General features: G+C 69.4%; 8 protein-coding genes. 5 read left to right on the plus strand and 3 right to left on the minus strand.

Annotated elements, in window-relative coordinates:
- Window positions 1–82: 82 nt before the first annotated feature.
- Window positions 83–412 (minus strand): 4-alpha-glucanotransferase, encoded by a 330-nt coding sequence (locus CKO31_RS23935; RefSeq protein ID WP_200242671.1) that lies wholly within the window; start codon window positions 410–412, stop codon window positions 83–85.
- A gap of 256 nt (window positions 413–668) precedes the next feature.
- Window positions 669–1,940 (minus strand): glucose-1-phosphate adenylyltransferase, encoded by a 1,272-nt coding sequence (glgC, locus tag CKO31_RS23940; protein ID WP_200242673.1) that lies wholly within the window; start codon window positions 1,938–1,940, stop codon window positions 669–671.
- Between the two features lie 259 nt (window positions 1,941–2,199).
- Here glgC and glgB point away from each other — a divergent pair, with 259 nt between their 5' ends.
- The 5 genes from glgB (at window position 2,200) to rlmKL (ending at window position 10,916) form a co-directional block, all read left to right on the plus strand.
- Window positions 2,200–4,503, plus strand: coding sequence for a 1,4-alpha-glucan branching protein GlgB (gene glgB / locus CKO31_RS23945; protein ID WP_200242676.1), 2,304 nt, complete (start codon window positions 2,200–2,202; stop codon window positions 4,501–4,503).
- Between the two features lie 28 nt (window positions 4,504–4,531).
- Window positions 4,532–6,307: a D-alanyl-D-alanine carboxypeptidase/D-alanyl-D-alanine endopeptidase gene (gene dacB, locus CKO31_RS23950; protein WP_200242679.1), complete on the plus strand. Its 1,776-nt coding sequence runs from the start codon at window positions 4,532–4,534 to the stop codon at window positions 6,305–6,307.
- Between the two features lie 149 nt (window positions 6,308–6,456).
- Window positions 6,457–7,023 (plus strand): Uma2 family endonuclease, encoded by a 567-nt coding sequence (locus CKO31_RS23955; protein WP_200242681.1) that lies wholly within the window; start codon window positions 6,457–6,459, stop codon window positions 7,021–7,023.
- Between the two features lie 708 nt (window positions 7,024–7,731).
- Entirely contained in the window at window positions 7,732–8,652 is a 921-nt protein-coding gene (locus CKO31_RS23965; RefSeq protein ID WP_200242686.1) for a LysR substrate-binding domain-containing protein, read from the plus strand.
- Window positions 8,649–10,916, plus strand: a complete 2,268-nt coding sequence (rlmKL, locus tag CKO31_RS23970) for a bifunctional 23S rRNA (guanine(2069)-N(7))-methyltransferase RlmK/23S rRNA (guanine(2445)-N(2))-methyltransferase RlmL (protein ID WP_200242699.1) — start codon at window positions 8,649–8,651, stop codon at window positions 10,914–10,916. Before CKO31_RS23965 ends, rlmKL begins: the two co-directional genes overlap by 4 nt.
- Window positions 10,917–11,000: 84 nt before the next feature.
- Here rlmKL and CKO31_RS23975 read toward each other — a convergent pair.
- A partial coding sequence (locus CKO31_RS23975) for an ISAzo13-like element transposase-related protein (protein ID WP_200242702.1) occupies window positions 11,001–11,360 on the minus strand: 360 nt, incomplete at its 5' end.

An 11,360-nucleotide genomic window follows, 5' to 3' on the forward strand; every position in this document is an offset into this window, starting at 1 on the left:
GACGAATATGGCACTACTTTCAGCGCCAAAACCGCAAGTCTTTGACTTTACTGATGGCCGCTTCCCGCTCGTGTACTTTCGATCAATGACTTACCGAAAATCCGCGCTGGAAAATGTCAAAGATGGGATAGGGGGCCGGCGGCGCGGCATCGAGCCAGCCGTCCTGCACCAGCGGATCGAGCCCGATGAGCTGATCCCAGCCGGCGTGCACCGAGCTGGTCTGGTAGGGCGAGAGACTCCCCTGAGGCGGGCCCACCGGCAGCATCTGCCAGAGCGTGAAGCCGCAGTCGGCGGCGAAGTTGACGAAGTTGTGCGCCTCCCAGCCGAGGTCGCCGAAGGGACCGGCGCCGGGCAGTGAGGTGAGGTGCAGCAGCAGGCCGGCGCGGCGCCGGTCGAGCAGATCGGGGGACATAACAGCTCCCTGGCCAAGCGAATGCCCGATGGTACCCAATTGCGTCCGCCGTGCGCAGAGACCGTGGCTCCGCGGCCCCGAGAAGCGCTGAGGGCTGAGGGCTGAGGGCTGAGGGCTGAGGAAGCATAGTCGTCGGCGGCAGACGAGTCGGGCGCCTGTCCCTGGCCCTAAAGCAGTAGGATGCACCAGCGACAGCGGAGTCCACCCCGGGGCCGCCCGTAAGCTGGTGGACTGCGCTTCGCTTACGCCATGAGCTCTATCTCACTCTGTTGATCTGCTGTCCCAGCATGTCCGGCGTCACCAGCGTGATGCCGCCCTCGCTCACGTAGAAGCCCGCGGCCTCGTCGGCGGCGCGGTCATAGCCGATGGTGGTGTCCGGCGCGATGCGGCACCAGCGGTCGATCACCGCCCGCTGGATATGGCAGTTGCGGCCGATCTCGACGTTCGGCAGCACCACCGAGTCCTGCACATAGGAGTAGCTGTTCACCCGCACGCTGGAGAAGAGCAGCGAATGGCGCACCGTGGCTCCGGAGATGATGCAGCCGCCGGAGACCATGGAGTCCACCGCCATACCGCGGCGCTCGTCGCTGTCGAAGACGAACTTCGCCGGCGGCAGCTGCTCTTGGTAGGTCCAGATGGGCCAGTGATCGTCGTAGAGGCTCAGCGGCGGCGTCACCCCGATCAGCTCCAGGTTGGCCTCCCAGAACGCATCCACGGTGCCGACATCGCGCCAGTAGGCTTGGTCCCCGGATTTCGGATCACGGAATGGGTAGGCCATGACCCGGTAGTGCTCGATGACATAGGGCAGCATGTCCTTGCCGAAGTCCCGACTGGAGCCAGGCTGGTCGGCGTCGCGGATCAGCTGCTCGTAGAGAAAATCCCGGTTGAAGACGTAAATGCCCATGGACGCCAGCGCTAGACCCGGCTGACCCGGCAGCTCCGGCGGCGCGGCGGGCTTCTCCACAAAGCCGCGCACCTGACCCTCGGTGTCCACATCCATGACACCGAAGGCCCGCGCGCCCTCCGTCGGCACCTCCAGGCAGCCGACGGTGAGGTCCGCACCCGTCTCGACGTGGTGGGCGATCATGGTGCCGTAGTCCATTTTGTAGACGTGATCGCCGGCGAGGATCAGCACGTACTCCGGATCATGGTTGCGGATGATGTCCAGGTTCTGGAAGACCGCATCCGCGGTGCCGGCATACCAGGCCGTTTCAGCGACCCGCTGCTGCGCCGGCCAGAGCTCCACGAACTCGCCGAACTCCCCGCGCAGGAAGCCCCAGCCCTTCTGGATGTGGCGGATCAGCGAGTGCGCCTTGTACTGCGTCAGCACACCGATGCGCCGGATGCCGGAATTGATGCAGTTGGAAAGCGGAAAGTCCACGATGCGAAACTTGCCGCCGAAGGGCACCGCCGGCTTGGCACGCCAGCGGGTCAGGTCCTTCAGGCGCGAGCCGCGGCCCCCGGCCAGAATCAGCGCCAGCGTGTTACGGGTCAGGCGGCTGACGAAACGCGGTCCGGCATCCGGCATGGGTCACCTCGTGGGGTCGCTTGTGGGGGCTGCCGCGCATCCCCGGCGGCGCCGGCAGCGGGTCGCCGCGGCATTAGACGCACGAGCAGCCATCTGCCCTCGCCGGACACAACCGCGGCCGCCGCAGGGACCGCCTGTCGCCGCGCCCGCCGGCCCGCCCCGGCAACCCACGCAGGGCGCATGGTAGCATTGCCAGTCACCGAAACGGCCCCGCGCAGCCGCAGCCGAATCCGCACAAGATACGCCAACGGAAGTCCCCATGCCCATCGGTCCTACCCCCTCCTCATCCCTGCCCGAGCCGCTCCTGCGTATCGTCGAAGCCCGCCACTACGACCCCTTCGCGGTGCTCGGCCGGCACGACCTCGACAAAGACACCGCCACGGTGCGTGCCTTTCTGCCGCAGGCGGAGCGCGCGCGTATCAACGAAGCCGGCATCGACCTAGAGCGCGTATCGGGCACCGACCTGTTCGTCTGGGAGGGCCCTGCCGATCAGCTGGCGCAGCAGACCCACTATCGCATCACCTGGTACGACCGCCAGGGCCGCGTCGGCAGCCGCTGCGATCCCTACACCTTCGGCCCCCAGCTGGGCGACTTCGACCTGCACCTGTTCGGCGAGGGCCGCCATTGGCATGCCTATCGGTTCCTGGGCGCCCACCGCCGCACCGTCGACGGCATCGAGGGCTTCCAGTTCGCGGTCTGGGCCCCGGGTGCCCACCGGGTCAGCGTCGTCGGCGACTTCAACGACTGGGACGGGCGGGTGCACCCCATGCGCGTGCGCGGCGGCTCCGGCGTCTGGGAGCTGTTCATCCCGGACCTCTCGCCCGGCGCGCTGTACAAGTTCGAGCTGCGCGACGGCGGCGGCAACCTGCATGTGAAGATCGACCCCTATGCCAACGCCTTCCAGGAGCGCCCCGAGAACGCCTGCATCCTGACCGCCCCCAGTACCTACCGCTGGGGCGATGCCCAATGGCTCGCCGCCCGCGCCAAGCGCGACTGGCAGCACAGCCCCATGTCCATCTACGAGGTCCACCTGGGCTCCTGGCAGCGGGAGGCCGATGGGAGCTTTCTCGGCTACCGCGAGATCGCCACGCGCTTGGCGGATTACTGCGAGGAGATGGGCTTCACCTACATCGAGCTGCTGCCCATCACCGAGCACCCGCTGGACGCCTCCTGGGGCTACCAAGCGACGGGCTATTTCGCACCCACCGCCCGCTTCGGCGCCCCGGACGACTTCCGGGCCTTCGTCGACGAGCTGCACAAGCGCGATATCGGCGTGCTGCTGGACTGGGTGCCGGCCCATTTCCCGCGCGACACCACGGCGCTCGCCAAGTACGACGGCAGCGCACTCTACGAGCACGCCGACCCACGCCAGGGCGAGCACCGGGACTGGGGCACACTGATCTTCAATTACGGCCGCCACGAGGTGAAGAATTTTCTCCTCTCCAGCGCCCTCTACTGGCTCGCGGAATACCACATCGACGGCCTGCGCGTGGACGCCGTGGCCTCCATGCTCTATCTGGATTATTCGCGCGAAGACGGCGAGTGGATCCCGAACAAGTACGGCGGCAACGAGAACCTGGACGCCGTGGACTTCCTGCGTCAGCTCAATACCGTCACCCACGAGCAGCACCCGGGCTCATTGATGGTGGCGGAAGAATCCACCTCTTGGCCGCAGGTCTCCCGCCCCACCTACTTGGGGGGCTTGGGCTTCAGCATGAAATGGAACATGGGCTGGATGCACGACACCCTCTCCTATATGGAGAAGGATCCCATCTACCGCCACTACCACCACGATCTGCTCACCTTCGGGCTGCTCTACGCCTTCACCGAGAACTTCATCCTGCCCTTCAGCCACGACGAGGTCGTGCACGGCAAGAAGTCCATGCTGGATAAGATGCCCGGCGACGCCTGGCAGAAATTCGCATCGCTCAGGCTGCTCTACACCTTCATGTTCACCTACCCGGGCAAGAAGCTCCTGTTCCAGGGCTGCGAGTTCGGTCAGGGTCAGGAGTGGAACTTCGACGCGGAGGTAGATTGGTATCTGCTGGAGCGCCCGCAGCACCAGGGCATCAAGCAGATCGTCGCCGACCTGAACCGGCTCTACCAGGCGCAGCCGGCGCTCTATGAGGTGGACTTCGACAGCGCGGGCTTCGAGTGGATCGACTGCCACGACTCCAGCCAGTCCGTGCTGAGCTATCTGCGCAAGTCCAAGGACGGTAAAAGGGTCGTTTGCTGCGCCTTCAACTTCACCCCGGTGCCGCGGGAGAATTATCGCATCGGCGTGCCCCTGCCCGGCTACTATCGCGAGGCCATGAACTCCGACGCCGAGCTCTACGGCGGCAGCAACGTCGGCAACCGGGGCGGCGTCGACGCGGAGCCCGTGAGCTGGATGGGCCGTCCCAACTCCATCCCCATCGCCCTGCCGCCGCTGGCGGGCGTGGTGATGGTGCACGAGCCGGACGTCGCCGACACCGGGCCCGCCACGGACGCCCCCGCGACCGGCGCTTCGGCTGTCGCCGACGACGCCGGCACGCACCACAGCGGCGGCGACACGGCCGACTGAGGGCGCCGAGGCGCAGAAGCCGGGCACCATGGCGCGATCGCAGCACACCGATCTGCCCGCGCCGTCAGCGCCGCTGGGACGCCGCGCGCCGGGCCGCAGACCCGCGAGCTTCGCGCCGGCACTGGGACTCACCGCAGCGCTCGCCCAAGCGAGCGTTTTAGCCGGCGCAAGCGCTACGGCAGAGCCCAACGACGCGAAGAGCGATACCGCCGCCGGCGACAGCGCACCCAGCGCGATCCAGGCAACCGCCGCGCCCGAGCCCCACGGCCGGCTCCCGCAGGCAGTCGCCGCCCTGCTGCCCGAGCTGACGCTCAAGCCGAGCCAGGTGAGCGCCTACGTGCGCCGGGTGGATGCCGAGCGCCCCCTGCTGGCGGTGGACGCCGCACGGGCGCGCATCCCCGCCTCCACCATCAAGCTCGTCACCAGTATCGCCGCGCTGGACCTGCTGGGGCCGGAGCATCGCTGGCGCACCGAGGTGCTCATCAGCGGCGACATCATCGCCGGCACCCTGGAGGGCGACCTCGGCATCAAGGGCTACGGCGACCCCTACCTCGGCACCGAGGCCTTCGCCGGGCTGATCCGGGCGGTGCGTGCCAAGGGCATCCGCCATATCGCCGGCGACGTCATCCTCGACAACAGCCACCTGGCGGCGCCCACCGCCGAGCGCGGCGACTTCGACGGCGCCGCCCAGCGCAGCTACAACGCCCTGCCGGCGGCGCTGAGCCTGAACCGCCAAGTCACCGACATCGTCCTCTACAACGACCGTGCCCGCGGCGGCGTCGGCGTCTACACGGACCCGCCGCTGAGCCAGCTGACCATCGACAACAACGCCGAGCTGATCCAGGCGCCCTGCCGCGGGCGCCACCATCGGCTCAGCGTGCGCTTTGACGACCCCGCGGCGGCCGACACCGGGGACACCATCGCCGCCGCCGACACCTCAGGCGCCGACATGCCGGGCGCCGGCGACATTGGCCCGCCGGAGCCCGCGCCGGCGCAGACCCTCGCCCTACCTGCCGCCACGCCCGCGGCCGCAGCAGCGACACCGGACGCGGCGCCGTCGGCCCCCAAGCTCACCGTCACCGGCAGCTTCGCCGGCGACTGCGCCGACGAGCGCATCCCGCGGCTCATCCTGAGCCCGCAAGAGCATGCCGCCGGCGCCTTCGACGCCCTCTGGCGCGAGGCCGGCGGCACCATCGACGGTCGGGTGCTGGCGGCGCCCGCGCCCGCAGAGGCCGAGGTCTTCCACAGGGTCGACTCCAAGCCCCTGCATGACGTCCTGCGGCGGATCAACAAATGGTCCGACAACCTGATGGCGCGGCTGGTCTTCCTGGCCCTGGGCGCCGAGCATGCCGGTGCGCCGGGCAGCAAGGAGAAGGCCCGCGCGGCGCTGGACGCCTGGCTCGGCGAGCACGGCTTCGGCTTCCCGGAGCTCATGGTCGACAACGGCTCGGGCCTGTCGCGGGACACCCGCCTCGCCGCGGCCAGCCTCGGCGAGCTGCTCGCCTGGGCCTATCACCAGCCCTGGATGCCGGAGCTCATGGCCTCCATGGCCGTCATGGGCATGGACGGCACCCTGACCAAGCGCATGCGAAGCGAGCCCATCGCCGGCCGCGCCCACATGAAGAGCGGCACCCTGCGCGACGCCAGCTGCCTTGCCGGCTATGTGCTGGACCCCGACGGCCGGCGCTGGGTGGTGGTGGCCCTGGTCAACGCCCGCCCCGGACAGCGGCTTGCGGCCTGGCACGGCCACGCCGTGCACCACGCCCTGCTGCGGTGGCTGATGGACGGCGCGGCGCTGCCCTGAGCCTGACCTTGATCCTGACCTTGATCCTGGCAAGCCCAGCTCGAATGCCGAATCCAGGTCGAGCAGCGCGCGGGGCAACATGCCTGCGCTGAGATCCTCGCGTAGACTCGGGGCTACGAGCGAATTCGCGTGCCTGCACCACGAAGCCAATGGAAGCGCAGCGCCTGCACACCGTCGACGACCTGATGGCTTGGCCCGGGGACGAGCCTGTCGAGCTGATCGATGGTGCAATCGTCCAACGGCCGATGACCCGCTTCGAGCACGGGCTGGTCCAAACCGGCCTGCTCGGCCAGGCATTTCCGCTCGTGCGGGGGCAAGGTCCCGGCGGCTGGTGGATCGTGCCCGAGATCAGTGTGCGCTACAGCGACAGCCACTGTCCCAGTCACGACCTCGCCGGCTGGCGCAAAGAGCGCCTGCCGCAGCGCCCTGCCGGTGTCATGAGCGTCCTGCCGGACTGGGTCTGCGAGATCCTGTCCCCCGGGCATGAGCGCAAAGACACGCTGACCCACTTCCTGCGCCTCCAGCGCGCCGGCGTACCCTTCTATTGGATCATCGACCCGAAGGAGCCTGCGCTGATCGCCCATGCCCTCGACGCCGGCCGCTACCGTACCGTCTTCACGGCCGAAGGGCCGGACGAGACATCGCTGACGGTGCGCGTTCCGCCCTTCGAGGAGATCGCCCTCGACCTCGGCCTCCTGTTCGGTGACAGCCAGTGAGCGGGCAAGCAGCGCAGATCGAAGGTCGGGTTGAACCATGACGCCCGACACCGCGCTGGTTGTAGCCACCTGATTGTCCGGCCTCCTACCGTCGGCCCAACCGACGCCCACCGATGAGATTTGCGATGGGCCGCCAGCGCCGTGCGCAGGGCCGCATAGGCGGCCGCAATCTCCCGGGCCGCGGCGTCGCGCACGGCGGCGACCTCCGCCTGGACCCCGCGCACCCGGGAATAGGCGCTCCGCAATCGGCTCCGGCGCAGGCCGCCGTCCGACAGCGGCAGGGTCACCACCACCAGCACGCCGGTCTGCTCCAGCGGCGTGACCAGGGCTCCACTGTCGTTCAGCCGGAATTGGCTGTCATCGGTGGCCAGGCGAAAGCGCCCCCAGGCCTCGGGTCCGGCGGGTCCTCGAGCGCGATGCGCACCGGGAACCGCGCCGCCACCCACACCCAGTTCAGGGTGCACGCCAACTAGTGCAGATCCCCGAAGGGCGCCGATGGCGTCGTCGGAGACCACGCCGCAGCCGAGCCCCGCCACCTCGCCCGCAATGGGCGTGGACTGGTCGATCATGACGTAGACCCGGGCCGGGTGCTTCATGTCCGTCTCCCGGAACGGGGCCCGGGCATGCGCCGTGACCGCGATCGCTTTGCAGATTGGTTTAACATCCGTGTGGTCTTAACCAGTAGCTTTAGCACAGCAATCGCAGTTCATGAACCTCCGGGACATCAAGTACATCCTCGCCGTGGCGGAGACCCGCCACTTCGGCAAGGCCGCCGAGCGCTGCTTCGTCAGTCAGCCGACCCTGTCCGGGCAGATCAAGAAGCTGGAGGACCAGCTCGGGGTGGTGATCTTCGAGCGCACCAACCGCTCGGTGGAGGTCACGCCCATCGGCGAGGAGATCCTCGGCCATGCGCGGCTGCTGGTGGAGCAGGCGGACGCCATCGAGCAGGTGGCCCGCGCCCACCAAGACCCCCTCGCCGGCCCGCTGCGGGTGGGCGCCATCCCGACGCTGAGCCCCTACCTGATGCCGCTGGTGCTGGTGCCGCTGAAGCGCCGCTGCCCGCAGCTGAAGCTGGTGCTGTTCGAGGAGACCACCGAGGCCCTGCTGCGCCGCCTGGACCAGCACGAGCTGGATGCCGCCCTGCTGGCGACGCCGACGCCGAACCCGGATCTCACCAGCATCCCGCTGTTCGACGAGCCCTTCTGGCTGGCGCACCCGCGCAAGCACCCGCTCTACGACAAGGACGACATCACCCAGACGGACCTGGAGTCCATCGACCTGCTGCTGCTCTCCGAAGGACACTGCCTGAGCAACCAGGTCATGGAGGTCTGCAAGCTCGCCGACCGCCCGCGCACCGGCGAGATGGCGGACCTGCGCGCCGCGAGCCTGGAGACGCTGCTGCAGCTGGTGGGGGCCGGCTTCGGCTGCACCCTGGTGCCGGCGCTGGCTATCCGCGGCAGCTGGATGACCGACAGCGGCATCATTGCCCGGCGGCTGGACCTGCCGGACGCAAAGCGCCGCATCTCCCTGGTGTTCCGCCGCAGCTTCCCGCGCCGGGCGGCGCTGGAGACCTTTGCCGAGGTTGCGCTGGAGCAGTTGCCCAACACCGTGAAGGCGGTGGACGCGTGAGCGACGCCAAACCACGGGGCGAGCCGGCCCGGGCAGGGACGACGCCGGGCTTCTTCGCCACCGCCGCGCGCAACCTGGAGACCCTGCTGGCGGAGGAGCTGCGCGCCATGGGCATCGCAGACGCCAAGGAGACCCGCGCCGGCGTGCGCTTCGGCGGCGGCCTCGCAGACGCCTACCGGGTGCTCGTCTGGTCACGGGTCGCGAGCCGCGTACTGCTGCCGCTGGCCGAATTCGACGCACCGGACGCCGAGCACCTCTACGCGGCGGTCCAGGACATCCATTGGCCGGATCACCTGGCGCCCGGGCGCACGCTGGCGGTGCACCTGGACGCCGTGCGCTCGGGCATCGACAACGGCCACTACGGCGCCCTCAAGGTGAAGGACGCCATTGTCGATCAGTTCCGCGCCCTGGGCCTGCCGCGGCCCGATGTCGACACCGCGCGCCCGGATGTGGCCCTGCGCTGCCATATCTTCCGCGACCACGCGACCCTGTCCCTGGACCTCGCCGGCGACCCGCTGCACCGCCGCGGCTGGCGCGCCCGGGAAGGCGCCGCCCCGCTGAAGGAGAGCCTCGCCACCGCCGTGCTGCTACGCGCCGGCTGGCCGGAAATCGCAGCCGAAGGCGGCGGCCTGCTGGACCCGCTGTGCGGCGCCGGCACCCTGCCCATCGAGGCCGCGCTCATGGCCGCCGACATCGCCCCCGGCCTGCTGCGCAGCGAGCTCGGTGTGCACTGGGGCTGCACCGGCTGGGCCGGACACGACGCGGCGGCCTGGGCGGAGCTGCTGGCGGAGGCCCGCGCGCGCCGCGCGGCTGGGCTCACCGCGGCTGGGCGCACCGCGTTGGGCCGCCGCGGACTCGGCATCCGCGGCTCGGACCAGGACCCGCAGGCGGTGCGCGCAGCCCAGGCCAACGCCGCCCGCGCCGGGCTCGGCGGGCATCTGCACTTCGAGCGCCGGGCCTTGGGCGACTGCGTGCCGGCGGCGGGCGAGCCCCCGGGGCTCCTGGTCACCAATCCGCCCTACGGCGAGCGGCTCGGCGCTGACTCAGAGCTGCCGGCCCTGTACGCCGCCCTCGGCGCCGTGCTGCGCGAGCGCTTCGACGGCTGGCGCGCCGCGGTGCTCACCGGCAACCCGGACCTGGGCAAGGTCATGGGGCTGCGAGCGGCGCGCTTCCACACCCTCTACAACGGCCCCATCGAGTGCCGGCTGCTGCATTTCCGCGTGCGCCCAGAGGCCCATGTCTCGGACCGCCCGCGCCCGCTGCCCGCCGCCGAGCGCGGCCCGGGCGCCCAGATGCTCGCCAACCGGCTGCGCAAGAACCAGAAGGCGCTGGCCAAGTGGCTGCGGGCGAAGGGCATCAGCTGCTGGCGGCTCTACGACGCGGACCTGCCCGAGTACGCCCTCGCCGTCGACATCTATACCTCCGCCGAGCCCGAGACCCCGGAGCGGCGCTTCGTGCACGTGCAGGAATACGCCCCGCCGGCGGACGTGGACCCAAGGGCCGCACGGCGCCGGCTGCGCGAGGCCATGGGCGTCATCGCCGAGGTGCTGGCGGTGCCGGAGCAGGACCTGTTCTTCAAGGTGCGCCAACGCCAGCGCGGCGCGGCCCAGTACGAGCGCCAGGGCCACGTCGGGGAATTCCACAGGGTCACCGAGGACGGGCTCCAGCTGCTGGTGAACTTCGCGGATTACCTGGACACGGGCCTGTTCCTGGACCACCGCGACACACGCCGGCTGGTGCGCGAGCGCTCGCGCGACCGGCACGTGCTGAACCTCTTCTGCTACACCGCAAGCGCCAGCGTCCACGCCGCGGCCGGCGGCGCCCGCTCCACCACCGGCGTGGACCTGTCCCGCACCTATGTGGACTGGGCGCGGCGCAACCTGGCGCTGAACGGCTTCACCGGCCGCGACCACCAGCTGATCCAGGCGGACTGCCTGACCTGGCTCGCCAACGCACGCGCGTACCGCGGGCGCTTCGGGCTCATCTTCCTGGACCCGCCGACCTTCTCCAGCTCCAAGCGCATGCAGGGGACCTTCGACGTGCAGCGCGACCACGTGGGCTTGCTCCGCGCCGCCATCGAACTGCTCGCCCCCGACGGCGAGCTCATCTTCTCCACCAACCGACGCCGCTTCCGGCTGGACAGCGACGCCCTGGCCGCGCACGGTGGACTCCAGATCGGAGACATCAGCGACGCCACCATCCCCCGCGACTTCCGCCGTAACCCGCACATCCACCGGTGCTGGCGGCTGCGCAGACAGGGTTAGGGGAAACGCCGATGCATCGGCGTAGTCCCTGCGGGCCAGCACGGCCCGCCATGCTTAGGCGGTTTCCAGAAAATTTTATACCGCTCATGCGGGAGCGCAGGCGGGTCGGATGAGGATATCCCACTTCGGCAAATCGGGGTTGCGCAGCAGCCGCGCTTCGACTTCGCGCCTGGCCTTGTTGGTTAGGGTGACCCCCTTGGCGTAGACCTCGCGTGAAAGGTTCACGACGGGGTGAAGACCTTTCCAGGTCATGGTTTTGGCCCATTCGAGCATGGTGTCGGCATCGAGCAGTTGGGCGCCGTTGCAGTGTTGTTCGAGGATGCCCCAGCAGCGCTCGATCGGGTTGTACTTGCTGTGGTAAGGCGGAAAGTAGAGCAGTTGTATCGGCTTGCCGATGGCATCGGCGAACTGCACCATCCGATAGAGGAACTGCGTGCGCTGTCC

Source organism: Thiohalocapsa halophila (genome assembly GCF_016583825.1).
Lineage (GTDB): Bacteria > Pseudomonadota > Gammaproteobacteria > Chromatiales > Chromatiaceae > Thiohalocapsa > Thiohalocapsa halophila.

Bases quoted from the DNA above. Each gene is read 5' to 3' on its own strand.
- CKO31_RS23935 (WP_200242671.1), bottom strand. From the start codon at position 412: ATGTCCCCCGATCTGCTCGACCGGCGCCGCGCCGGCCTGCTGCTGCAC.
- glgC (WP_200242673.1), bottom strand. From the start codon at position 1,940: ATGCCGGATGCCGGACCGCGTTTCGTCAGCCGCCTGACCCGTAACACG.
- glgB (WP_200242676.1), top strand. From the start codon at position 2,200: ATGCCCATCGGTCCTACCCCCTCCTCATCCCTGCCCGAGCCGCTCCTG.
- dacB (WP_200242679.1), top strand. From the start codon at position 4,532: ATGGCGCGATCGCAGCACACCGATCTGCCCGCGCCGTCAGCGCCGCTG.
- CKO31_RS23955 (WP_200242681.1), top strand. From the start codon at position 6,457: ATGGAAGCGCAGCGCCTGCACACCGTCGACGACCTGATGGCTTGGCCC.
- CKO31_RS23965 (WP_200242686.1), top strand. From the start codon at position 7,732: ATGAACCTCCGGGACATCAAGTACATCCTCGCCGTGGCGGAGACCCGC.